Annotated in this window: 22 protein-coding genes; 16 read left to right on the forward strand and 6 right to left on the reverse strand. The window is 34.2% G+C overall.

What is annotated here, in order from left to right:
* Nucleotides 1-442: 442 nt before the first annotated feature.
* From PL77_RS21010 to PL77_RS21030, 5 genes are all read left to right on the forward strand, one after another.
* Nucleotides 443-1,225, forward strand: coding sequence for an SDR family oxidoreductase (locus PL77_RS21010; protein ID WP_044209871.1), 783 nt, complete (start codon nucleotides 443-445; stop codon nucleotides 1,223-1,225).
* A gap of 52 nt (nucleotides 1,226-1,277) precedes the next feature.
* Nucleotides 1,278-2,657, forward strand: coding sequence for an aldehyde dehydrogenase (locus PL77_RS21015; protein WP_044209873.1), 1,380 nt, complete (start codon nucleotides 1,278-1,280; stop codon nucleotides 2,655-2,657).
* Nucleotides 2,658-2,666: 9 nt separating this feature from the next.
* A complete protein-coding gene (locus tag PL77_RS21020; RefSeq protein ID WP_044209875.1) occupies nucleotides 2,667-2,912 on the forward strand; it encodes a DUF2798 domain-containing protein in 246 nt (81 codons plus the stop codon).
* A 220-nt stretch (nucleotides 2,913-3,132) separates the two neighbouring features.
* Nucleotides 3,133-4,011: a carboxylesterase gene (locus PL77_RS21025; RefSeq protein WP_216595930.1), complete on the forward strand. Its 879-nt coding sequence runs from the start codon at nucleotides 3,133-3,135 to the stop codon at nucleotides 4,009-4,011.
* Nucleotides 4,012-4,017: 6 nt separating this feature from the next.
* Nucleotides 4,018-4,398 (forward strand): DoxX family membrane protein, encoded by a 381-nt coding sequence (locus PL77_RS21030; protein WP_044209878.1) that lies wholly within the window; start codon nucleotides 4,018-4,020, stop codon nucleotides 4,396-4,398.
* A gap of 449 nt (nucleotides 4,399-4,847) precedes the next feature.
* Here PL77_RS21030 and PL77_RS21035 read toward each other — a convergent pair whose 3' ends face one another.
* Nucleotides 4,848-5,501, reverse strand: a complete 654-nt coding sequence (locus tag PL77_RS21035; protein ID WP_044209880.1) for an oxygen-insensitive NAD(P)H-dependent nitroreductase NfsB — start codon at nucleotides 5,499-5,501, stop codon at nucleotides 4,848-4,850.
* Between the two features lie 312 nt (nucleotides 5,502-5,813).
* On the opposite strand from PL77_RS21035, the gene PL77_RS21040 reads away from it, so the two are divergent.
* From PL77_RS21040 to PL77_RS21060, 5 genes are all read left to right on the forward strand, one after another.
* Nucleotides 5,814-6,830: a hypothetical protein gene (locus PL77_RS21040; protein WP_044209934.1), complete on the forward strand. Its 1,017-nt coding sequence runs from the start codon at nucleotides 5,814-5,816 to the stop codon at nucleotides 6,828-6,830.
* Nucleotides 6,831-6,914: 84 nt separating this feature from the next.
* Nucleotides 6,915-7,526: a hypothetical protein gene (locus PL77_RS21045; protein ID WP_044209882.1), complete on the forward strand. Its 612-nt coding sequence runs from the start codon at nucleotides 6,915-6,917 to the stop codon at nucleotides 7,524-7,526.
* Between the two features lie 135 nt (nucleotides 7,527-7,661).
* A complete protein-coding gene (locus tag PL77_RS21050; RefSeq protein ID WP_044209885.1) occupies nucleotides 7,662-8,213 on the forward strand; it encodes a TetR/AcrR family transcriptional regulator in 552 nt (183 codons plus the stop codon).
* A gap of 51 nt (nucleotides 8,214-8,264) precedes the next feature.
* Nucleotides 8,265-9,125 (forward strand): SDR family oxidoreductase, encoded by an 861-nt coding sequence (locus PL77_RS21055; protein ID WP_044209887.1) that lies wholly within the window; start codon nucleotides 8,265-8,267, stop codon nucleotides 9,123-9,125.
* 223 nt (nucleotides 9,126-9,348) lie between these two features.
* Nucleotides 9,349-9,600, forward strand: coding sequence for a hypothetical protein (locus tag PL77_RS21060; RefSeq protein WP_044209890.1), 252 nt, complete (start codon nucleotides 9,349-9,351; stop codon nucleotides 9,598-9,600).
* 452 nt (nucleotides 9,601-10,052) lie between these two features.
* Here the strand turns inward: PL77_RS21060 and PL77_RS21065 are convergent, their stop codons facing one another.
* From PL77_RS21065 to PL77_RS21085, 5 genes are read right to left on the reverse strand one after another with little or no spacing between them, the layout of a single operon-like run.
* Nucleotides 10,053-10,796, reverse strand: coding sequence for a hypothetical protein (locus PL77_RS21065; protein ID WP_044209892.1), 744 nt, complete (start codon nucleotides 10,794-10,796; stop codon nucleotides 10,053-10,055).
* 24 nt (nucleotides 10,797-10,820) lie between these two features.
* Nucleotides 10,821-11,297, reverse strand: a complete 477-nt coding sequence (locus PL77_RS21070) for a hypothetical protein (protein WP_044209894.1) — start codon at nucleotides 11,295-11,297, stop codon at nucleotides 10,821-10,823.
* Nucleotides 11,298-11,301: 4 nt separating this feature from the next.
* The gene (locus tag PL77_RS21075; protein WP_082026667.1) at nucleotides 11,302-12,654 is read right to left on the reverse strand and encodes a RagB/SusD family nutrient uptake outer membrane protein; all 1,353 of its coding nucleotides are present in this window, start codon (nucleotides 12,652-12,654) and stop codon (nucleotides 11,302-11,304) included.
* Between the two features lie 11 nt (nucleotides 12,655-12,665).
* Nucleotides 12,666-15,671, reverse strand: a complete 3,006-nt coding sequence (locus PL77_RS21080; RefSeq protein WP_044209899.1) for a SusC/RagA family TonB-linked outer membrane protein — start codon at nucleotides 15,669-15,671, stop codon at nucleotides 12,666-12,668.
* 8 nt (nucleotides 15,672-15,679) lie between these two features.
* Nucleotides 15,680-18,421 (reverse strand): pitrilysin family protein, encoded by a 2,742-nt coding sequence (locus PL77_RS21085; RefSeq protein ID WP_044209901.1) that lies wholly within the window; start codon nucleotides 18,419-18,421, stop codon nucleotides 15,680-15,682.
* A 651-nt stretch (nucleotides 18,422-19,072) separates the two neighbouring features.
* On the opposite strand from PL77_RS21085, the gene PL77_RS21090 reads away from it, so the two are divergent.
* The 6 genes from PL77_RS21090 to PL77_RS32330 form a co-directional block, all read left to right on the forward strand.
* On the forward strand, nucleotides 19,073-19,789 hold the full coding sequence (locus tag PL77_RS21090) for a hypothetical protein (protein WP_044209904.1): 717 nt from the start codon (nucleotides 19,073-19,075) through the stop codon (nucleotides 19,787-19,789).
* Between the two features lie 51 nt (nucleotides 19,790-19,840).
* Nucleotides 19,841-20,800: a hypothetical protein gene (locus PL77_RS21095; RefSeq protein WP_044209906.1), complete on the forward strand. Its 960-nt coding sequence runs from the start codon at nucleotides 19,841-19,843 to the stop codon at nucleotides 20,798-20,800.
* A gap of 32 nt (nucleotides 20,801-20,832) precedes the next feature.
* Nucleotides 20,833-21,408, forward strand: coding sequence for a Crp/Fnr family transcriptional regulator (locus tag PL77_RS21100; RefSeq protein WP_044209908.1), 576 nt, complete (start codon nucleotides 20,833-20,835; stop codon nucleotides 21,406-21,408).
* Between the two features lie 68 nt (nucleotides 21,409-21,476).
* Nucleotides 21,477-22,595 (forward strand): SMP-30/gluconolactonase/LRE family protein, encoded by a 1,119-nt coding sequence (locus PL77_RS21105; RefSeq protein ID WP_052444609.1) that lies wholly within the window; start codon nucleotides 21,477-21,479, stop codon nucleotides 22,593-22,595.
* Nucleotides 22,596-22,874: 279 nt separating this feature from the next.
* Nucleotides 22,875-24,182, forward strand: coding sequence for a tetratricopeptide repeat protein (locus PL77_RS21110; protein ID WP_044209910.1), 1,308 nt, complete (start codon nucleotides 22,875-22,877; stop codon nucleotides 24,180-24,182).
* A 13-nt stretch (nucleotides 24,183-24,195) separates the two neighbouring features.
* Nucleotides 24,196-24,562 (forward strand): hypothetical protein (locus PL77_RS32330; RefSeq protein ID WP_216595931.1); only part of this gene is annotated, 367 nt, incomplete at its 3' end.

A 24,562-nucleotide genomic window follows, 5' to 3' on the forward strand; every position in this document is an offset into this window, starting at 1 on the left:
TAGTATTTTCCCCGGCCTTGAAGGGAAAAGCGTAAAGAATTTCATGTATCGAGCCGTTAAAAATGATTTTGCTGTTTGAGCGCAGCGAGTTTAAAATCATTTAGGCAAGAGGAATGGAATTTAGCTTTTGACTTCAAAGCCTTGACTTTTTTGCTTCGTTTTTGTGTTAAGACAAAAATGAAGAAGAAGGAAGCTTGAAAGTAGGCCCTATAAACGCTTATAGAAAAATCTATTAAAAGTTAACGATAATTTAGTTTACAGTACATTTGATATTTCTTTCATGATGAACGAGGAGCAATACAGATAGTAAATTGATGGAAGACAATCAACTCCTTTCTGCTCTAAAAAAATCGTAGTCTTTTACTTTTTTACCATAGGTTAAATTTTTCCTCCCTCCATTGGCCCACCTTTGTGATATCGTTAAACTCAATCACATATCACAATGAAAAAAGTAGCATTAATCACAGGAGCAGCAGGAGGAATCGGAAAAGAATTCGTTAAAATACACACATCAAGAGGTGGTGATGTAGTGGCTGTAGATCTCAATACCGAAGGCCTTTTACAATTGAAAAAAGAATTGGGAGGTGGTAAAAATAATACTCGTATTTACACCATTGCTAAAAACCTTACTCATCCCGATGCAACACGTGAAATTTATGAAGAGGTAAAAGCACAAGGTATACAAGTGGAATACCTTATCAATAATGCCGGATTTGGTGGTGTAGGTAAATTTCATGAAAGGGCATGGGAAAAAGACCTCGCCATGATTCAGGTTAATATCTTAGCCCTCACATCACTCACTCGATTTTTCTTACCGGATTTTATAGAAAGAAATACAGGAAAAATACTTAATGTTTCCTCTACCGTTAGTCTTTTACCAGGACCAATGCAAGCCGTTTATTTTGCCAGTAAGGCTTTTGTGACTTCATTCACCAACTCTATTTCAGGGGAACTCATGGGAACAGGCGTCAGTGCTACTGCTCTTCTTCCTGGAGCAACACAAACAGGATTTGGAGCAAGTTCGGGTATGGACAAAACTAGTATTTATAAAAAACCTGCCAGTGCAAGTGATGTTGCTTTTGATGGATATGAAGCCATGATCAAAGGAGAATTAGAAGTAATCTCTGGTCTTCCATGGTCGCAGAAAATGCAATTGTCAATTACTCCTCTCCTTCCTAAAAAGATGGTTGTAGAGAGAGTTCGAAAACAACAAGAAATTAATTAATCGACACCCATTTTAATCTATACATATTCCTCAATCTCAATTTATAAACACCATGGAAATCACAACATTTGAAGCCGAAATCAAAGAATTAGTTGACAATCAAAGAAGTTATTTTAAAAGTAATGCCACAAGACCTGTAGAATTTAGAATAGCTCAACTTTTAAAGCTAAAAGAATTATTATTAGAGTATGAGGATGAAATGCATGAGGCCATCTTCAAAGACTTTGGAAAATCTAAATATGAAAATCAACTAACAGAGTTTTTCCCTTTGATTGACGAAATTAATATTGCCGTTAAAAACCTAAGGAAATGGGTGAAACACCGTAAAGTATCAACTAATTTGATCAACTTCCCTGCAAAAAGTTATCTAGTACCAGAACCATTAGGTGTTACTTTGGTGATTGGAGCATGGAATTTCCCTTATAATTTGTCACTCACACCACTTGTAGGTTCTATGGCCGCAGGAAATACAACTATCGTAAAACCAAGCGAACTTCCTGTTGAAACAAGCAAAATCATGGCAAAGATCATCAATGAGAATTTTGACCCCGCTTACATCTGTGTAGTGGAAGGAGATATTCCTGAAACTACTGCCATTTTAGCACAGCGTTATGATAAGATTTTCTTTACAGGCAGTCCAAAAGTTGGTAAAATTGTACACAAAGCAGCAGCAGAACACCTCACCAACGTTACGCTGGAACTAGGAGGTAAAAACCCAGTGATTTTTGCCAAAGATTGTGCTTTAAAAACAAGTGTAAAAAGAATGATCTGGGCGAAGTTTGTAAACTCCGGTCAACTCTGTATTACAGCTGATTATGCTTTAGTCCATAAAGATATTAAAAATGAATTTTTAAAAATTGCAGTAGAGGAAATCAAAAAACACCACTTCTCTAAAGAAAGAGCTAATTACGTAAAAATCATCAATCACGCTAACTTAGAACGATTAGCCAAACTGATTGATCCAGATAAAGTCTATTATGGTGGAAAAGTAGACCGAGATATGCGTGTGGTCTACCCAACCATTATGACCGATGTTAATTTGGATGACCCTGTGATGCAAGACGAGATTTTTGGTCCTATTCTTCCCGTTATTGAATATGAAACGATGGAGGAAGCTTTTGAGATCATTAAAACTTTTGAGAAACCACTAGCTGCTTATTTATTCTCTGACAGTGCAGAAAACAAAGATCGTTTCCTACATGAAATTCCATTTGGAGGAGGGTGTATCAACGATTGTGTAATGCAAAATACCAACCCTAACCTCCCATTTGGTGGTGTTGGCCAAAGTGGCATGGGAAGGTATCATGGCAAATATAGTTTTGAGTGTTTTTCTCACTTCAAAGCTGTACTCGATAAGCCTACAGCCATAGAAACCAACTTGAAATACTATGGTTACTCTGAAAAGAAAATGAAGGTTTTTAAAATGCTTTAATTCTTGGATATGCAAACTTTAAAACAAGAAAATCCATTGAGTAAAATCAGAAAGAAAGTTGCATTTGCTTTTCTAATGGGATTCATCACAACCTTCATTATTTCTCTGACGATTGTATCCTATAACATCGGTTTTAATGACTTATTTTTCAAAGTTTGGATACGGTCTTGGATAATGGGCTATATCATTGTCATCCCTACTATTTTATTTATAGCTCCACCGGTTCAAAAGGTGATTGACCGTTTATTCGATTAATAAATCAACCCATCAATAATAGTGTTTTATCAATAGCTGAAGTTCTTATCGACTTCAGCTTTTTTATGTTCAAGGCTTTAAGAATCAACCAATAATGAACAAACATTTCTATCATAATTAAAAAATATAGTTTCATTTTACTTCTTTTTCGTTTTTACCATAGGGTAAAAAATAAGTGGCTGAGCATGCTGAAATTTGTATAAATCAACATCCAAATAAGATGAAAATTCAAAAAACAATTCTGATTATCGCACTCCTTTTAATGAACAGTGCAGCTCTTTTTTCGCATCACTCTAACGACAAAGACATGAAAACAAAACAACTCCAATCGAAAACTGTCGTCTTCATTCATGGTTTGTTTATGAACAATCAAACATGGAATCAGTGGAAAACGCTTTTTGAAAAAGAAGGATATACTTGCTATACTCCTGCCCACCCTAAACACGAAGGGAACCCCGCTTCATTAAGAGAGCACCCTCCACAAGGACTTGAAAATGTTCAATTCCAAGATTGGATTACTGAATTGGAAACGCTAATTGACAGCCTCCCAGAAAAACCTATTTTGATCGGTCATTCTTTTGGGGGATTAACCGCTCAAAAATTAGTAGAAGCAGGTAAAGCGGAAGCCGCAATCTTGATCAGCAGTGTTCCTCCAAAAGGAAATATAACGTTCAAACTTAGTTTTCTAAAAGCCAACAATAAGGTCATCGCGAGATCGAAAGGAAATACGGTTTTCAATCCTGCTGATCAAGAATACAAAGAGTGGTTCCATTATGCCATTACCAATACAATGAGTAAAGAAAAATCAGATGAGCTTTTTGAAATGTATGCTGTTCCGGAAAGCCGTCAAACACCTAGGGCTTCTCTTCAAAAAATCGCAAAAATTGACACCAAAAAGCCTCATGTTCCATTACTTTTTATTGGAGGTTTAGACGATGTCATTGTTCCCAATGTACTGATCAAGAAAACAATAAAAAAATATAAGGATAAAGACAGTATTGTAGACTATAAATTTTATGAGGGGAAAGACCATTTCATTTGCGGTGCTCCAGGCTGGGAAGAAGTAGCAAATTACAGTTTAGAATGGTTATCAAACTAAGGGAACATGCAATCAAAAATAATACTTTCAATCCGTTTTGTTTTAGGTTTTTTTATGGCCTTTATAGGTCTCAATAAGTTCTTTGTTTTTATCGAGATCCCACACCCACCGGGTAACGGGGGACAGCTTATGGATATTTACATGCAATCTGGCTTCTTACAAATGGTGGGTACACTTGAATTAATAGGTGGAATCGGTTTCATTACCAATCGCTTCACCCTGATCGCAGCAACTATTATTACAGCCATCATGTTTAACGCCACGGTTTTTCATATGCTGTATGACCCTCAAGGAGTTGGACCTGCACTAATTTGCTTTTTGCTTAGTTTGGTTTTTGTATTTACAAGTAAGGAACGTCCCTCTGACTATCTGAGTCATCAGGTATGATACATTATTAACTAAATTATTATAATTAGAAATCTTGAGACTTCTGCTGATCGTTAGGTCACAAATGACGCTATCGCTTAACATTTACGCCAGTGTAATCTTTTAACCAATTCATTTTGTAGTACTACTAACGGCCTTGAAGGGAAAAGCGTAAAGAATTTCATGGATTGAGCCGTTAAAAATGATTTTGCTGTTTGAGCAAAGCGAGTTTAAAATCATTTAGGCGAATGAAATGGAATTTAGCTTTTGACTTCTAAGCCTAGATTTTTTGCTTCGTTTTTCATCAATGGAAAAATGAAGAAGAAAAACGCTTGTAAGAAGTTTTTGGATAATGTAAGGTGATTAAGTTTTTTTATGCAAAGTCGTAAGAACGGGCAGGTTATATTTTTTAATATATGAAATACCTCCCTGCCCATTCTTTTACTGCTCATTACAGCAATCTCTATTTTTTATAGCAATGTAAAAATTTCATCTTGAGAAAGTCTTGATTTTGGAAGTGCCGCATTGAAGTCGTTATCTGCTCTGTACCCCAAAGCCACACAGACTAATGAAGTAAAGCCTTTCTCCCTTAAACCAAACTCCTCATCTAATGCCTTCATATCTATTCCTTCCATAGGAACGGCATCAATACCTAAAAGAGGTGCTCCAAGTAGCAGATTACCAATATTGATATACACTTGCTTGTCCATCCAATGTTGAAGGTCCTTCATATCGTATTTATGAATATCCGCAAAAAGGTTTCTCCCCCCATGCATTTGCTCCTTGAATTCTGGAGCACCATACCTTCCATCTTTATCTTCTTTATCCAACAAGTGCATCATGAAATCTTCATTCGCAGTAGTTCTTGTACAAAATAAAACCACATGCGATGCATTCAATACTTTTGCTTCATTAAAAATGAAGAAGCCTTGAGTTCCTTTTGCTATTCGTTTTTTGCCTTCTTCAGAACTGGCAATAATAAAATGCCAAGGTTGAATGTTTGTACTTGAGGCGCACATTTGCAGCAGATTTTTGATTTGTTCAAAATCTTCATCAGAAATCTTTTTGTCAGGGTTAAACTCTTTTGTTGAGTAACGCCAATTCATTACCTCCTTTAAATTCATGAGTTGTTGTTTAAGGGTTAAAAATTAAAACGTTTCGAATATAAAATTTCAATATTCACCTCATAACAAAACAGAGAGTTTTCATGATACATCTTTTAAAAAGGAAAATTATTATTCTTTGAATGCCAATTCAAAAAAAAGATCTCACTACATCAAGTATAAAATAATTTTATGTACTGATCGTCACTCCTTACGACTGCATTCCTCTTAATATTGTATATTTACAGACAAACAAAAGTTGATGCAGCAGGCTCTATTTTAACAACTTATTGTTTGAAACTCTTGTGTAAACCATATCCAAAAATAAACGAAATGAACAGAACGCTACAACTCCATCGCAACTTCATCAATTTTGCAATTCCAGCTTCATTACTAGGAGTATTAATCCTATTGATGAAATCACCTTTCTTCGAAGGTAACAGTACTTTAAATCTTGCTGTAACATTAGACCTTCTTCTCACTATACCTTTTGTCTATTTTCTATTGATTCGAAAATCAACTATACCAAAAACAACAGTGGTTCCGATCATGGTCCTAGGAGCATTTATTGGCTCTTATTATCTTCCAAAGGAGGATCAAGTTTATATAGAATTATTCAAAAATTGGATCTTACCTGTCATTGAACTTTCTATTATCGCTTTGGTTTTCATTAAAATGCGAAAAGCTACTAAAACCTATCAAAAACTAAAAAATACATCCCCAGATTTTTATGATACATTAAAAAAGGTCTGTTCGGAAATTTTACCTCAAAAACTCGTCCTTCCTTTTTCTACGGAAGTAGCAGTGATGTATTATGGATTTATCCATTGGAAAAAAAGAACACTCCATCAAAACGAATTTTCTTATCACAAAAAGAGTGGGTCAGCTGCCCTCCTTGGAGCCTTAATTATGATGATAGTAGTAGAAACTTTTGCATTTCATCTTTTACTTTCTCAATGGAACACTACTGCTGCATGGGTACTAACCGTTCTAAGTATCTATACAGGCATTCAATTTTTTGGTTTTGCAAAATCATTATCACAAAGACCAATTGCCATTAATAAGAAAGTTTTAATGCTACGATATGGAATGATCAATGAAGCACAAATTCCATTTTCAGATATTGAAACGGTTATCCTTTCGAAAAAAGCACTTCCAAAAGATAAAATGACAAAAAGATTATCCCTTTTAGGAGAACTTGAAAGTCACAATGTAATCCTCCAATTAAAAAACGAGAATACATTAATGGGACTTTACGGTATAAAGAAAAAATTTACCACTATTGCGTTTCATATCGACAATCCTGCCGAATTCAAGGAACAAATCGATCATTTATTGACGAGTGAATAAATATTATTATTAGAAGAGCAACTCAAGTTCAGTCATTATTTTAGTAGGACTGCAAACCAAAGCATAACATTAAGCAAACACAACATGCCGAGTACTATATTTTTTGAAAGATTAGACCCAAAAACAAATCAGTTTTTGTGGGATTATAACTATGGAGAAGAACTAAAGGAGTTAATTACAAATGACAATTCTATTAAAGTTGAAATGGAGAATAATGATGAAATTGCTTATTATTTTTTCGATAATAAGTGGATTCACTTTTTTCATCTATATGAAGATGGGACCTTTTTTGTTAGATTAAGTCATATTTTAGATCACCTTGAACTTTATTATAAACTCATAGAAATAGCTAAAAAATTAGAGCTCTACTTAATTGGGGATGAAGTGTTACTTTTTGTGCCAGATTATGGCATTTTATATGATCCAGAAGACCCTGAAGAGTCAATTGAATTTGAGATATTAACTTCTGAGTTAGAAGAAAAACTACGAGAAAAGAATTCTTCAATCATTGATAGTATCAATTTAATAATTGAAGAAAAAAAAGCTGTAACTCTTAACCACAAGGAAACAAAGGAAGAACTTGAAAAGTTTAATGCTAACTTCAATTCTCCTGCCGAAAATAATGATGTCAATTACACAAAGCTAATGGTCATTTTTGTCATTGTATTATTCCTCACCTATTTCTTTGTAATATAGTCACACCCAAACGTCAATATACATTAGCTAGAATAGCTACTTATAGTATTTGAAATCATTGATACAATATTTTCAAAATATTAGCTCCATTAAAATACATTTTGGAATAAACATTCCATTTCATATATTTACAAAGTGAATAAAAAAGAAAACATAATATCGTCAGCACTTGAACTCCTTACCGAAAATGGAGTGCATAATACGCCAATGTCTGCCATTGCAAAAGTGGCAGGTACAGGAATGGGAACCATTTATAACTATTTCCCTACTAAAGAAATTCTTATTAATGAGGTGTATGTGAGTATTAAAGCACAAGAAATTTCCATTTTTTCAGATTTTGATACAGCACAACCTATACGAACTCAATTTGAAATTTATTTTAAGTCTGCTATTTCTTTTTTCACCAATAACCCCATGTATTTCAAGTTTATGGAGCAATTACAGGCTTCTCCTGTAATCACAAATGAAAGCAGGACATTTGGACGAAAATCCATCACTCCCGTCATAGAACTCCTTCATAACGGACAGCAACAAAGAATTATTAAAAATATTCCGACCGACGAATTACTAACATTTATAGGAGGTGCAATATTATCTTATTTAAGATGGTATTTTAATCAAACCGAAACAAAAAGTTCTGCTCTTCAAAATCAAATGGACTTGGTTTGGGATGCTATTAGAGAATAAAAAAATTTAAACTCTAATTGGAATGAATATTCACTCTAAACATTAAGTATTATGAAACAAAACGTATTAATTACGGGAACATCATCAGGTTTAGGCTTTGAAAGTGCTATTTTATTTGCGAAAAATGGCTACAAAGTATACGCATCTATGCGTAACCTTAAAAAAGCAGATGCTCTAAAAGAAAAAATAGAGCATGAAAATCTAGACATACATATCCTTCAGTTGGATGTCACCGATCCGCAATCTATTCACACTGCTGTAAAAACGATCATTGAGGAAGACAAAAAAATTGATGTATTAGTCAATAATGCAGGAGCTGGTTTTGCGAAAACTACAGAACAAGCCACGGAACAAGAAATAAAATGGGTGACAGATGTGAACTATCATGGCGTAGTTTTTTGTACTCAAGCTGTTTTACCCTTTATGCGAGAGCAAAAGTCAGGTCAAATCATTACCATTACTTCCGTAGGTGGCTTGGTTGGACAACCATTCAATGAGTTGTATTGTGGTGCAAAATTCGCTGTTGAAGGTTTTATGGAAGGTTTGGCCACCTATGTTTCGGATGCATTTAACATCAAAATCACTTGTGTAGAGCCAGGAGGCATTAAAACCGAATTTATGAATTCCGCAGTAAGCAAAACCGCTGTAGATGGTGCGTTAGCCACTGGTGAGTATTTACCCATTTTCCAGGCTTATATGGCTGGTATTCAAAAAAGGGCAAAGGAAGGTGAATCTCAAACTTATCAAACTGGTGCTGAAGTAGCAGAAGTATTGCTCGAAGTTTCAAAATCAGAAAATCCTCCATTCAGAATAAGAACTTCTCAATGGGCTGAGATGTTTTGTAATTTAAAAACAAGTGCAGATCCTGATGGAACGAAATTATTAAAACAGATTAAAAGCAGTTTTCTATAATAACCGTTTCCTCTTCAAAAAAGGATAAACAACACGGTAGGTTTATCAAAATTAGACAACCCAAAATAAAAACATGAAATATTTCTCAACCCTGATTTTTAGTATTCATACCTTCTTCGAGTTATTATTTGGCTTCAACAATTATATAAAAGGAGCTTCCCCTTCTCAATCCGCAGAACAAATCGCCACACAGTCAGTATAATTGGCCATAACCTTTCGGTTTATGGGGGCAGCTTTAATGGCTTTAGGTTTTTTGGGATTATTGATTCTTCTAAAAGCAGGAGTTCAATCCACAACAGCAAAATATAGTGCTATGGGATTTGCAGTTTTCCATGGCCTTGGCAGTCTAGGTAGCTTGTATACGGCTTCACCTAATTTTGAAGTTTATAGTGAACCTCTCGCTTTAGGAGCTTTAGTATTACACGGAACACTAGCAATCAGTTTTATAACAATTGCATTAAAAACAGAGGGATGATCAATAACATTGAGAGTAATACTGTCGTTTAAGTTAACGATCAACCTATAGTTCTTTATGCTTTCTGTTGGATAGAGTTAATTTTCCTTCTTCTTCATTTTTGCCTCAACACAAAAAAGAAGTAAAATCAAAGCTTTGAAGGGTGATTCGTATTGAAAAAATAAAAAACACCTTTAAGCAAAAGGTGTTTTTCTTTACAAAATTTATTATATCTAATGGACAAAGATTTACTACATGTACATTATCTTATGATGACCTATTAAGGATACATCGTAAGAATTTCCAGTATCAAAAAATCAGCGACTTATTACTGCTAATCTCAAACTTCGTTATATAAAATGTCAATTTCTGAAAAATTGGTGACTATCATTTCATAATTAATTTCTTTGCTTTTTAACTCAATAGTAACCTTTTTGAAAAGAATATTGAAGCCAAAAATTTAAGTCCTTTAATTATTCTGCTTTTTCAAAAACATAATAAGAAGTACCTGTTCCATAAGTTTGGTCAGTATCTTCCACAATTAATTGACTTTCTTGATTAAAGAAAATTCTATCATCATTACCCTCAACCACTTTAGTGTAGTTTAATAACATGTTTTCGTACGATAACTCTGAAACATCATACTGTTTCACGTTTAATGTTACTTTACCCGTTTCCGCGTCTGTTGCATCACCTGGTTTAGCATCATCAGTTGAAAAAGAACCTGCTAAAACACCTTTTGCTTCTGCCATTAATTCTTCTTGAGTAAATACTAAGATGCCCCATGCAGCAAAATCAGGGTTTAATGTGTTTTGGTAGTTTAATACCAAATTAGTAAGGTCTTCACCTTCAGCAGGAATACTTACTGAAACGGCATACTGATCACCTTCTTTAGCAAATGACATTGTCATGTCAAAAGGTTTTACAGCTGACGCTCTAAGAATTTTTGTGTTAGCGAATGCATTTGAACCCGCTTGATCTCCATCCTTCGCTTCTAACATCTCAGCTGAAGGTACAAATTCTACTAATTTCCAATCACCCTCTACCACTGCTTGGAAAATTGAATCAGAAGTTACTGCTAATGCTTTTCTTGTTTGTTCTTGGAGTTCCTCGGCAGTTAGAGGCGGTGTTACTTCATCCTCACTACTTGAGCATGAAAATACAGTTAGGGCTAAAAAGCCAGCTACTAAAATCGATAATAAATTACGTTTCTTCATTGTGTCAGATAAGTTTTAATTGAATTAATATTTAAATAAATATGTCTTCAGACGTGGTCGTCTGTCCTCATTATTTTTCTTTGTTCCCATCATTCCAGGAATCACATTGGGTTGGTCGCAACTTTCTATATAAATCACAAGTTCAGTACCTGTAATTTTACTTTTATCTATTGCCTTAGCGGTCACTTTATAATAACCATAACTTGACCCGGCGGGTATTTTCACATCCGTCTGTATATCATAATCCTCACCGAGAATTCCTGCACTAGTAGCATCTACTTTCAATAATACAGACAACGGTTTATCTATAGGTGAACTGATTGAGATACTATCAGTGTATTCTAGTCTTATTTCTTTTGTTGCATCATTTGATAAGGTCAAAATCGATTGATCGCTACTCAAACTCACAAAAGGATTACCTGTATAAAAATTGTCTTGAGAAACGATTTCATTACAAGCACATAAGAATAGAGTCAATAAGCTGAGATATAGGTATTTCATTTTATTACTTGATGTAAGGGTTGGAGTTTGTTTCTTCTATAGGTATATCAATAGTATATTTAGCATCACCTGGAGCCAATTGATTTCCATTTGGCCTTGTAACTGTAATACCTAATACTTTGGAAAGCCTCTTTAGATCATAAAAACGAACACCTTCCTGGAAGAATTCCTTTCGTCTTTCTACTAAAATTTGATCTAGGGAAAGTGTTGTTAATGGTGAAGCACCTCTTGCTACTTTCAACTTATTGATAACTTCCAAAGCTCTATCTGGATTATCTTCTCTAACAGCTTCTGCATAAATCAAGTATTGCTCAGCAATTCTGAAGTACTTATAATTAAGCATTCTAGTTTCATCAGAGTTATTCTCATCTGCCAGATACAAATACTTTAGTGGCCTTCTTGTTGTTTTGCTAATATATTGCTCTCCTTTTCTTACATCTGAATCTTCAAATTCATTGTAAAAATCAATCGTTAAAGCCACATTATTTGTTTCATATTGATTGTGATAATCCAATAACGACCCTTGATCTGTATCTGAAAGGTTATGCGTCATGAAAATCACCTCTTGGTTCTTTGACCCGTATTGATCTCCCCAAAGCATCCAATAATCATCAGAGCTTAGTAATTCTATATCAATAAAATAGCTTGAGTAAGCTCTTGCAGTTTCAAAGTCACCTTTATACAAAGCTATTCTTGCTTTTAAGGCCCTTACAGCATCCAAACCAAAAACATAATGAGCGTCTGATGTTGATGGCGTAAAATCTTTGAGTTTATCTTCTGCATCAGTAAGATCTTGCTCAATCTGAGTAAATACTTCAGTTATTGTAGATTGTGGTAAATACTCCCTATCTAATTTTAATTTCAGTGGAATGGCTAATTCATTACCATTTGATCCATCAAAATGTGGCGCATAGATTTCTAAAAGGTTAAAGAAAAACCAAGCACGCATTGCTTCTGCTTGAGCAAATATTACATCTTTTTGCTCTTGCTCTTTCGTGTTTTTAACTGGAACAACATCATAGTTATCGATGATAATATTGGTCATTGCAATCAAATTATACTGCTGTACCCACATGTGTGGTTGAGGTCTAGCCTGATAATCCCACAGATAGATAAAATAATTCGTTTGATTATATCCTCTAATCACATTCGTAAAATCATCCGTGGCATAATCCGTTGATGATATATTATTAATAGGTGATGTTAAATCGTGGTATACTTTGTTTAATGCTTGCTGATAATAGGTCACATCATCAAATGCCCTTTGAGATGACACCACATCGTCAGGATGAATATCAATCAAAGAACAAGAGCATATACTCATCGATAAAAATATAATTAGTATTAAATTTTTCATGAAAATATTGTTTAGAAAGTAACATCAACTCCTAGTGTATAAGACTGTAATAACGGTTGTCCAATACCTGTTACCTCTGGATCAATGCCTTGATAGTTGGTGAAAGTATATAAATTATTAGCCTGGGCTGTAATCATAAAGTTTTCCACATGCTTAAGATGGAGATACTGCTGAAGGTTGTATCTAACTGTCACGTTCTTTACTCTAACATAACTTGCATCTTCCAGGAATAAAGAGTTTGCAGTGTTACCACCAAAAGAATTCGGTTTTGGATAAATTTTCACATCTCCTTCTTCTAACCAGACTTGATCATAGAAACCAGCAAAAGGTACTTCTCCAAGTTTTACATTTTGGATCATTGTACTTTTGAGGTTATTGTAGTTCACACCATTAAATGCAAATGTCAACAACATTGACAACTCTAAATTTTTGTAATTAAAGGTATTGGTAAAACCGCCAGTATATGGGTGATCGTATGTACCAAAACCAATCATCTGAGGAGCATTTCCAGCATTTACTAATTCACCTGAGCGTGTATAATAGATGGATTGTCCGTTCACTGGATTAACACCTGCCCAATGTCTCACAAAAGCAGAATTGATGGGTTCACCTACTTTAAAATAACCTTCACTTCCTACTCTGATTTCATCTTGACCATATAAATCTGTGATCTTATTAATATTGTAGGCCAAGTTTAATCTCGAAGTCCAACGGAAATGGTTGGTTCTCACTGGTACACCACTCAATGATATTTCTATACCTCTATTTTCCAATGAGCCAATATTTTGAAGCAAACTTGTATAACCATTACTTGCAGGAATACTGATATTTGATAATAAATCATCGGTGTTTTTGATATACACTTCTACAGTACCATATAACCTATTATCAAGCATTCCGAAATCCAAAGCTGCAGTCCATTGTTTGGTTTTCTCAAATTTTAAGTCAGGATTATAAAACTCTACAAGATTAATAATTCTATTTCCTCTGTAAGTATTGCTGTTTGTGAAGTCATAAAATGGTAATCCTAATGTTTGGCGAATACCTCCTGAATTGTAATTCAAACCATAAGAAAGTCTCCATTTCAATTGATCTATCTTCTTTGATGAAGACATAAAACGTTCAGACCTCATATCCCATGCTATACCTGCTCCGTATGCCGCTACAAATTGTTCTCCTACGGGCAGTACAGATGAACCATCATACCTTACTGAACCTGTAAAATCATATTTAGATTTGAAACTGTAGGAGAATCGTCCATAAAAACCTAAAAGAGCATCAGTGTACTTAGAATTGTTAATTGTGGCATGAGGATTTGCTCCTATACTAGGGTCTACTTTTGGGGATATACCCACCGAATTATACCCAAAACCCCAATTATTATTATTGACATATTCTGTACCTGCAACGATTGATACAAAATGATTGTTGATGGACTGAATAAATTCTGTATTAAAATTCAATCGGTTTGTCAACATCTTTGACTCTCCTTTCGTTACGCCACCACTAATTTGTTGGACGGTTACTCCTTCCGTGTTCGGTAATTTTACACTCGTATTTTCAGCTTCGGAATAGGCTACTCCATACTCCAATCGAGCGGTAAGACCTTTAAAGAACTTGTAAGCAATTTTAGGGTTTACGTTTACTCTCCAAGTTGTATTTTCTCTGTACGTATTATAAAGTTCATCAAAAGGGTTTTCAAAATTCACACCTCCATCATTCGTACTTCGTGATACAAATGTTGTATCACCTGGCGTTTCATAAGGTTGCAATGTATAGATTAACCTTGCTGGACTTGTCTGTGATTTTGAGCGTTGACTCCTAGCCACTGAGGCATCAAATCCTATTGACAAACGGTTATTAATATTATGATCCAAACTAAAACGGGTCGCAAAACGTTTTGCCCACGAATTTTTGTAGCTACCATCTTCATCATAATAGTTGGCAGAAACAAAAAACCTAGTATCATGGACACCTCCAGAAATACTCACTTGCAAATCCTTTACTTGTCCTACTTGAGAAAGTTCTTTATACCAATCTGTATTGGTCCCTTCTAATTCAGCATACTTTTGAGCCTTATAGTCAAGTACAGGTTGGAGGTCTCCTGGTTTTGGTGAATAGATATAACCAAGACCATTTGTGATTGATAATTCTCTTTCCAATGCCAATTTCTCATGAGATTTCATTAAAGAAATTCCACCTAAATCTCCAACAGGTCTAATCGTATGTTGATAACGAACATTATAAGTTGTTCCTCCTACAATACCTCTTTTCGTCTTAATTTCAATAACACCATTCGCACCACGCACCCCATATTCAACAGTTGCCAAACCATCTTTTAAGACTTTAATTTCAACAATATCATCAGGGTTAATTGTTGCAAATACAGCAGATGAAATCGGGGTTCCATTTAAAATATACAAAGGTTCGTTGGCCGAATTAAAAGTCGTCAAAGCCTCATCTGTCGATCTTATTCCTAAAGAATTATTACCTCTAATTCTTATTTGTGAAGCTTCTCCTGGTTCTCCACTAGCTTGCACTGCTAAGCCTGCCACTTGCCCTTGAAGCAACTGATCAAAGGAACCTGCTGGCGTACCTGTAGAAAATACTTTAGTATTGATTTTACTTACTGAACCTGTAATAGAACGAGGGTCTCTTTGATTCTCCCCAAATACTGTCACCATTTCCAGGTTTTCAGTAGCGGGCCTTAGTTGTATATCTAAAATCGTCTTATTCCCTACTTCTACGATTTGCTCAGCATAACCAACATAGCTAAATACAAGCTTAGTCAAACGGGGTAAACCTCCAAATGCATAATGACCATCATAATCCGTCACCACACCTGAAGTTGTTTCCTCGATCATAATCGTCACACCGATCAAAGGATCACCAGTTTCAGCATCTGTTACCACTCCTTTTACAGTCAATTGTTGCTGTGCTAAAGCAAAATGGGCCATAAAAGTCAACCCTACAGCCATTAATAACCTGTAGATTTTTTGTTTGTTTGTTATTTCCATACACTCTATTAATTCTGAGGACTAAGCATAAAAGTCAACACCTCACTATCTTTTAAATATTTTTTTGCAATTGATTGAAGCTTCTTGGCTGTTATTTTGTCTACATCCTTACTGTAATTCTCAAACTGTTCTCTTCCTTCTCCTCTTTGATTATAGTTTGATAATAGTTTAAACCAATAGCCATTATTTTCTAAAGATTTACTGCGATGATTGAGTAAAGACTTTTTAACTTTATCAATATCCTCTTCTTTGATTTCATCTTTTAAATCATTGATTACAGAGAGAGCCACACTTCTTAGTTCCACTGCTTGATCTGGTGAAGTCGTAAATAATATATTAAATTGATAGTAGCTGTACGGAAGATTATCCACATAGACCGATGCAAATGGAGCGTAAGCACCTCCCATTTCTTCTCGTATTACTTTCGTCAATCGGATAGTTGCAATGTCACTCAATAATTGAATACCAATACGATCCTCCTGTGCTGTAGGATACTTACCTGTAAAACGTAATATCACTTTTGTCTTATCTGCTGTATTCTTCTTTACATCCACAATCTTTCCATGAGGAGGGCGGATACCATGATCTTTATATTTTTTGACGATTGGTCCTGAAGGTAAACTTCCTAAATATTGATCTAACAATGGTTTCAAATGATCTATCTCAAAAGAACCAACCATGATGAAGACCATTCCATTGGCTGAATTAAATCTTGATTTATAAAAATCAAAAGCTTTGTCCAGATCAAGTTCATCCAATTGATTTGCAGTCAATAAAGTGGCAGTCCTCGGACTATTCTCCATCATTACTTTATTGATTTCATCCGTGAAATAAGTCTCAGGATCATTCATACTGTTCTTATTGAACTCTTTCTTATTTTCAATAAAACGGTCAAACTGATCCCTGTCTTTCCTTGGAGCAGTAAACATGAGGTAGTTCAGCTGTAGAAGAGTCTCCACATCTTCAACATTAGAAAAACCACTCACACCTTCCGTGTAACGATGAATAAAAGAACTTAAAGCCACGCGTTTATCTCCTACAACTTTTTCTAATTGTTGTTGATTAAAATCTCCTAAACCACCCAACCCTACTAAAGTGTTAGCCATAGTTGCGTTGTTAAAATCTTCATCAGATGCTAGTGAATAACCACCATTTCTTCTACCTGTAAATCTGATTTCGTCTTTCTTGTAGGTTGTAGGCTTTAAGATTACTTTAACTCCATTTTCATAATAAAGTGTAGTGGTACCTAACACATTATCTTTTTCTTCTTTCTTTACATTTCCTTTTTGAGGTAAAGTTGTCAGTAAAGGAGCATCTATTTCTTCGCTTTCATAAGGTGTTATTTCATCATAATTAATGTGATTAATTGCCTTTAGAATCTCTTGTTCAGTTGGGATTTTTTCAGAAGATGGTGCCGTTACAAAAACCACTCTATTCTTTTCTCTATCATTGATATATTCATTGGCCAATCGTTGAATATCATCAAGCGTGATTTGGTTGATTACATCAAGCAAAAACTTATTTTTAAACTCAGTGGAAGTATATTCTTCTCCATAAATCACATGGTTCATCAACATATTAATATACTGAGCTGAAGTCAAAGTACTTTGTTCTAAAATACTGGTTTTCAAATCTTTTTCGAAGATGCTTTTCTTTCTTTCAAACTCTTCATTTGAGAAACCATATTTTTTAATTCTATATAGCTCTTTCTGTAATGCTTCAACACCCTCGATTACACTTCCAGACTTTACAGAAGCAGTGGAAATATACCTTCCTTTATCTCCGGAACCACCTTGAGCAAAAGATTGAGCATACATAAACGCAGCTCCTTTCTGCTTGGACACCTCCGAAAGTCGTTCATTGACTAAGTAAGTATAAATGATGTTGGCAACACTCCTATTGAGGTCCTCAACCGTTTTTTCTTTGTGCTTTGGTATCTTGGTAATGATTTTTACTGAAGTAGAAGTGATTTCTTCATCCTGTATATTTTTAATCAGTGTTTGATCATGATTTGCAATGTTATAGCTCACTCTTTCTCTCTCATTTATTGGATTAGTTATACCTGAAAATGAAGCCTTCACTCTCTCTTCTATATCCTTTTCATCAATATCTCCAATAACAAGTAGTGTCGCTAAATCAGGACGATACCAATCTCTATAGAAACGGCGTAAAGCTTCCTCATTATCTTGTTTCATGACCACTTCATCCATTAAACCAATTGGCAATCGGTCTTTATATCTAGAATTATAGTACAATAAGGGATACATATTTTTTTTCAGACGATCAGATAAACCGGTTGTGGTTCTCCATTCCTCATGAATAATTCCTCTTTCAGCATCGATATCCTCTTTGTCTAATGTTAATCCACCAAGGATATCTGAGAAAAAAAGGAAAGCATTGTCCAATGTTTCTTTTTCATTATTAGGTATTGGAAGCATATACACTGTCTCATCGTAGCCAGTGTAAGCATTGATATCTCCTCCAAACTCTACCCCGATACTTTGAAAGTATTCAATTAGAGCATTCTTTGGAAAGTGCTTACTTCCATTAAAAGCCATATGCTCTAAGAAATGAGCAAAGCCTCTTTGATCTTCATCTTCAAGTATTGATCCCACATTTAGAATCAATCGAAATTGAACTTCTTTTGAAGGGGTTGTATTTTTTTGGATGTAATACGTAAATCCATTATCTAACTGCTTTTTCTTTACAGAAGGGTTTAATGGAATAATCTGGGCGTTAACAAATTGCATTGTTAACATTGTTATAACAATAATAGACTGAATTAATTTCATCAGGAAGATTGATAGTTGATTTAGATAAAAATTAAGTTTTTCTTGATAAAAGAACTGAGAATACGTCAGCAAGGTGGATGGTAAAACCTTAAATATCAATTATATAATATTATACACTAATTGTTATTATTTGTAAAACTTTAGATTGTAACACTTTACAATCATTATCTAAAAGTCTATTTATCAGTTACATTACAAAAAACAACTCTTATCTATTGCATTTACACATTTATGTTAATAACTCTTTCGGAGAAAATAACCGTTAACTCTCTTTAACTTATAATTTATGCATTGTTATAGGTAGGTGATTTATCAACTGAGAATTAATCGTTTCGATAGTAGACTTCTTTGTTCTCTAAATTACTCTGCATATTCACAACAGCGGTTTTTAAAAAAAACTGAAGCTTCTAGTCAACAGATATTCTATAATAACGGTATTTTTCAGCCACCCTTCCTTTCAAACCTTTCTGTATAAATCTCTGACTTGGAAAACCACTTTATAAATACGGGTTACATATTCACGCTGTTTGCTAGTGAACTTGCACCCTTTTGAGTATTGAACTATATTAAGGATTTTAAAACAACAGGTACACTCATTGTAAAAAACTAATGAACTTAACTGAAGAACTACAAAAACAATTAAAATTACTCAACTCCTCTATTGAACTCTCCAAAGAAGGGATTCAAACCGATAAGTATTCTTTATATACATCTAAAAATGATCAAAGTATCCATATTGAGTTCGCTAGTAATGAAACAGAATTTGTAGTACTTTTTTTTGATGCCTATGAAAAAAGAGACTATGAGTTTTGCTTCTTAAGAGGTATTGTTAAAGGCATACAAAGATTGGCTCTTCTTTTAAAAACTTGGGTTGATGAAAAAGTTAATGTACAACAACTTTTTACAGAGTTTAGTGAACTAGAACAATTTGAAAGTTTTACTCATCCACATCCAAATCAAAAAATAGAGAACCAATGGATTAAAGTTAAAAATAGATGTTTTCAAAACATAGATTTTTTGAATAATAAAGATTGGTATAATAGGTTTGACGAAATGCTTTGCACCTCAAAAAGACGAATTGATTTTCAGAACTATTACCCATTTACAAGCCACAATTGGCTCAGGTTTAGCTTAGATCCGAAAATCCAACACACATGGACACTTGATTTATATATCGTTCCTACCTTGACAACTGCTAAGGGAAATTTCTATGTTGGACTACCAGGAGATAATGGAGTCTATTTTGATAAAATTGATGAAGCCCTTGATTTTTTTGCTCTTCAAATGAAAGAACATCAACCAATTAGATGGGATGAGACAAAATAAATACTATAATATTATTACAAACGAAAAGAACAGGTTTAAAACAACAATCCAATGGGACAAAGAGGAAATTATGTCATCAAATCGAAAGAAACGATCGAGATCTATTATACACATTGGAGAGCAAATAAGATGGTCAGTGATCTTATGATCGGATATGATAGATTTGTAAAATTCGTCCGTCAATTTGAGCAAAAAGAAGCATTAATTAATGAGCCTTGGATTGAAGGATGTGTTTACCTTGATCTAGATTCAAAAGAATTATTGTTTTGGGAATCTGAAGTTTTATGCGAGTACTCCGTAAGGCAAAAATATATTGAAGTACTAAAAAACAAGTGGAAAGGCTGGAAAGTATCTTTTGCTGAACAAGAAATGTCAGATATTGATCAAAGACTTAATAGTGGCTACATTAATCTTCAAGAAATTGATTTAAATACATCTATTGGCCTTGAGGAAGTTGAAAATGATACAGGAGGAGAATACACCTATTGCAATATTGTATTCAAAAAAAATAATCACTATCAAATGAAGAAAAGCTATTGTGCAAATGATGAACAACTTGCTTTACTAGGTGAGAAGATTATTCCCGTTTTAGAAAAAATGCCCTCTACACCTTTAGAACCTGAAGGTACTATTTGCGAATATGAGATATTGATAATTGACTGTGATCGTAAAGAACTCATTATTAATCAAAATATAACTGGCCTTCGTGAAGAACTTCTTAAAATATGGCCAAATTGGAATATTATATTAGGTAATTTTGGATATGTGAAATTACTAAAGAAAATGGGGTATGATACAAACTCTATTCAATTGCCTTATGATGAAATAGATCAACAAATACGTTCAATTCTTAATCAAAAGGATAACTTTAATCCTCAACAGATTGCCAAAGAAGTACTTGAAATGGATAAAACCACCTCATTTAATCCCCACTTCTTTGAAGATATTAAACCGAGAAAGACGCTTTGGGATAGATTAAAACATTTTTTCCAAAAACACCATTCCGTATAGAATTAACTTCTATCTATCTTTAAATTAAAAAAATGGAAAAACTCAAAAAACAACTTATCCAACTTATTCAAATTACATCTGCTGAGTGGGATGTACTCAAAGAGAAACTTATTAAACGTGAGTACAAAGCAAAAGAGATCATTACAACGGAAGGTAAAGTAGAAAACTCAGTCTATTTTATTGAGGAAGGATTGATACGTTCCTTTTATCTTCAAGATGGAAAAGAAATCAATACTTACTTTGCCTGCGATGGTCAATTTATCTCCAGTTATTCTAGCTTTATTGCTCAAACTCCTTCTCTTGAGTCTCTCGAAACCATTGAAAAAAGTAGCGTCTATGCTATCTCATTTGAGACAATGACAGAATTATATCAGAAAGCGGCTAAATTTGAAAAGCTTGGACGTTTGATGGCTGAAAAAAATTATTTATGTGTAATTGAAAGAACACGAAAAATGCAGACACTTACTGCTAAAGAAAAGTACTTGGACTTCTTAGAGACTTATGATGAGAAAATCATTCAGAGGGTTCCCCAACATCAAATTGCCAGTTATTTAGGAATTGCCCCAGAATCATTAAGTAGGGTAAGAAAGCAAATCCTCATTTCTTAACATTTATCAATGCACACCATTACTCCTCATAATAGCTTTGTAAAGTGAATAATCAACCAACAAAAATTATGATGAAAAAAGTAATGCAACTCCCTCTTTTTCTATGGTTTATTCTAGTGAGTATAAGCCTTTTCTTACAGTCATGTGCTTTAAAACCTCTTGCATGGACACCTCCTGAAAAACCTGAACTATCAGGCAGTACTGCTGAAAATGAACTACTAAAATCCACCGAATGGATTGGTCTCAATAATTGGTACGGACCAGAAGATATTGCGGTAGATAAAGAAGGTAATTTATACTGTGGTGCACACATCACTGCTACTGACTTTTCTGATGGCAGAATATTGAAAATTGATACAGCAGGCCATGTATCCGTGTTCTGCAATACACAAGAATGGGTAGCAGGGTTGCATTTTGACAGTAATCAAAACCTCATTGCATGCGTCCCTAATAAAGGGTTAGTGAGCATCAATCCAAAAGGTGAAATGACTGTTCTTGTCAGTGAAGATCAATCTGGACAAAAGTTCTTAATCCCCAATGATGTTGACATTGCAACAGATGGAATGATTTACTTCTCTAACACTTCTTCCAAAGTTCCTTTTTCTCGACTTAATGCTCGAAAAATAATATTTGAGGTAAAACCTGATGGAGGCCTTTATCGGTACAATCCGAATACCAAAAAGGTGGAGACATTGATCAACGGCACCTATTTTGGTAATGGTGTCGCCGTCTCTTCTAATGACGAGTTTGTATTGATGGTAGAACTGACAAAATACAGAATTCTACGTTATTGGCTTAAGGGTGATAAAAAGGGTAAAACTGATATCTTTATTGATAATTTACCGGGTATCCCCAATGGTATTTCAAGAAGAACAGATGGTAGTTTTTGGCTCGGCTTCTCCACTAGAAGAAATGATTTATTGGATAAAATACAACCTAAAACAGGGATGAAGAAGTTCATCTTTGGGGTTCCCCTTTGGTTACAACCAAAACAAGAGGCATTCGGAATGATCATGCACCTCAGTGCAAAAGGAGAAATCTTAAAAACATATTATGATACCTCCGGTAAAGTTGTATCTGAGGCAAGCTCCATAAAAGAGCATAATGGTTATTTATATATAGGAGGAGATCTAACGGATCATATTGGTAAATATAAATTAGACAATCAGCTCATTTTAGAACAATAATAAAAACAGTAAGGGTGGGTTTGAATTCGCCCTTACTTACTCCATTACAAAACCAGATTTTCATCAACTTTCAAGCTTCCATCTTCTTCTATTTTATCTTAAAAAAAATGGATAGACCGAAATACTAGAAAAAATGTAACTTTAAGCCTTTATAAATTAAAATTTACTTTTAGAACTTCAAGCAGCATTTCCACTGAATACTCAAAATTTAGAGTAGCAATAAATCGAATAGGATCTATTTTTTTTTAATAATGCTGTCAACTAAAAAAGCAAACAGATATGAAATATCAACTACTACTTATCAGCTTCTTGGTGATATCGACGAACATTTTTGCCAATTCAGAAAAAAAATTTTGGAAACTCTTCAAAAGTTCAAAATTAGAGAAAGCAAGTGTCGTAGCAGAAAATATTGGCAAATCGAATATTGATTATCTTTATTTATCTGCCATCTGTAATCACCTCAATTATGATTATTCTTTATTTTATCAGAAGTCTGATTATTTCCATCATATGAAAAATGGAAATTATGAAACGCTTGAAAAGCTATTAAAAGATCATTACGTTGAAAATGATTACACATTGAACAATCTACTGGGAATTATAAAGAATTCAATCCCAAGTATCAACCTTCAATCAGCACAAAGCTATTTTGAAAAATCAATTGCTTTAAAAAGTAACAACCCTATTGCTCACAATTATCTTTCGATGATTTACATTCAAAATGGAGATATTGAAAAAGGAATTGCCTCTGCCCAAACAGCCATCAAACAAAACAATACCTATCCAGAACCCTATAATAATCTTGCATTCGCTTATTATCAAAAAGGAGAAAATAAAATGGCCATCGATCACCTTATTGAGTGTATGAAAATATGTCCTAAAAATACCAATAGTACTTATATGAGTTTTATTCAACTTTCTTGTGAAGAGGTGGTCCTGCTGGTCAATAATATCATGGGTGGAGTTCCAGGTTTTACAAATGATGCAGATCGAGAATATTTGCTTCAAGCATTAAAAGGAAAAGATAGTGCTCTATTGGGTCTTGCTCAACAATTTTATGATTACAATAGTTACAATGAAGCTGAAATATTTTTAGGGCAGGTAAAAGCAGATCAATCCAATAAGAATCAACTGTATTCTCTAAAAAGCATGAATGCGATTGCCACCGGAGATACCATAAATCATGTGACCAACCTAGATAAATTAGTAGAGCTAAAAGCGTTTGAAGAGGTTTTGAACATCGGTAACTCTTTCTATCAAAACCAAGAAATGACTTTAGCATTATCTTCTTATCAAAAAGCTGCCACAATAGCTAAATCGAAAGAATCAAGAGTAAGGGTTTTATCGAATATGGGCACCGCAAATTTGCAATTGGGTAATTATGGTGAGTCGATCAAAATTTTTGAAAAGGTGCTTAAAATAAACGCTAAGGATGATATCACACTCACAAACCTTGGCATTACTTACGCACTCAATGACGACAACGAAACTGCGAAAAAGTATTTACTAAAGGCCAAGGAACATTGCAGTTCAGCAAACCAAATGAGTGCTATTGAGCAATGGCTACAAAAGGTTGAGGTTCAATAAAAACTCATCTTCAATGCATCAAAGTTACCACTATAGATACTTAGTATTGGCATACCTGATGGCCGTTTCCATTCAAACCTTCATTGTGAATGTTTTCGATTATTATAGTATTACTCTATTAATGACCCTGGGGATAATTCTTCTGATTGCCCTCAGTGGGTATATTCTTTTCTTCAGGCTTGAAAAGCTATACGTTGAGGAAAATGTAATCGTTCGGCAAAACCTTATTTTAAATAAAAGTAAGGTAATCCCATTTGATAACATCAGATATTATTCTAAACAGAAAAGGAAATTAAAGGATGGAAAAGAGATAACCGAATTTACATTATACCTCAATCACTACACCCTGACTAAGGGGGATAAAACTAATAGTAACAAAG

Origin of the sequence: Flammeovirga sp. OC4 (assembly GCF_000812565.1) — a bacterium.
GTDB lineage: Bacteria > Bacteroidota > Bacteroidia > Cytophagales > Flammeovirgaceae > Flammeovirga.

Coding starts and splice junctions, on each gene's coding strand:
- PL77_RS21010 (WP_044209871.1), top strand. CDS start 443: ATGAAAAAAGTAGCATTAATCACAGGAGCAGCAGGAGGAATCGGAAAA.
- PL77_RS21015 (WP_044209873.1), top strand. CDS start 1,278: ATGGAAATCACAACATTTGAAGCCGAAATCAAAGAATTAGTTGACAAT.
- PL77_RS21020 (WP_044209875.1), top strand. CDS start 2,667: ATGCAAACTTTAAAACAAGAAAATCCATTGAGTAAAATCAGAAAGAAA.
- PL77_RS21025 (WP_216595930.1), top strand. CDS start 3,133: ATGAAAATTCAAAAAACAATTCTGATTATCGCACTCCTTTTAATGAAC.
- PL77_RS21030 (WP_044209878.1), top strand. CDS start 4,018: ATGCAATCAAAAATAATACTTTCAATCCGTTTTGTTTTAGGTTTTTTT.
- PL77_RS21035 (WP_044209880.1), bottom strand. CDS start 5,501: ATGAATTTAAAGGAGGTAATGAATTGGCGTTACTCAACAAAAGAGTTT.
- PL77_RS21040 (WP_044209934.1), top strand. CDS start 5,814: ATGAACAGAACGCTACAACTCCATCGCAACTTCATCAATTTTGCAATT.
- PL77_RS21045 (WP_044209882.1), top strand. CDS start 6,915: ATGCCGAGTACTATATTTTTTGAAAGATTAGACCCAAAAACAAATCAG.
- PL77_RS21055 (WP_044209887.1), top strand. CDS start 8,265: ATGAAACAAAACGTATTAATTACGGGAACATCATCAGGTTTAGGCTTT.
- PL77_RS21060 (WP_044209890.1), top strand. CDS start 9,349: ATGGGGGCAGCTTTAATGGCTTTAGGTTTTTTGGGATTATTGATTCTT.
- PL77_RS21065 (WP_044209892.1), bottom strand. CDS start 10,796: ATGAAGAAACGTAATTTATTATCGATTTTAGTAGCTGGCTTTTTAGCC.
- PL77_RS21070 (WP_044209894.1), bottom strand. CDS start 11,297: ATGAAATACCTATATCTCAGCTTATTGACTCTATTCTTATGTGCTTGT.
- PL77_RS21075 (WP_082026667.1), bottom strand. CDS start 12,654: ATGAAAAATTTAATACTAATTATATTTTTATCGATGAGTATATGCTCT.
- PL77_RS21080 (WP_044209899.1), bottom strand. CDS start 15,671: ATGGAAATAACAAACAAACAAAAAATCTACAGGTTATTAATGGCTGTA.
- PL77_RS21085 (WP_044209901.1), bottom strand. CDS start 18,421: ATGCAATTTGTTAACGCCCAGATTATTCCATTAAACCCTTCTGTAAAG.
- PL77_RS21090 (WP_044209904.1), top strand. CDS start 19,073: ATGAACTTAACTGAAGAACTACAAAAACAATTAAAATTACTCAACTCC.
- PL77_RS21095 (WP_044209906.1), top strand. CDS start 19,841: ATGGGACAAAGAGGAAATTATGTCATCAAATCGAAAGAAACGATCGAG.
- PL77_RS21100 (WP_044209908.1), top strand. CDS start 20,833: ATGGAAAAACTCAAAAAACAACTTATCCAACTTATTCAAATTACATCT.
- PL77_RS21105 (WP_052444609.1), top strand. CDS start 21,477: ATGATGAAAAAAGTAATGCAACTCCCTCTTTTTCTATGGTTTATTCTA.
- PL77_RS21110 (WP_044209910.1), top strand. CDS start 22,875: ATGAAATATCAACTACTACTTATCAGCTTCTTGGTGATATCGACGAAC.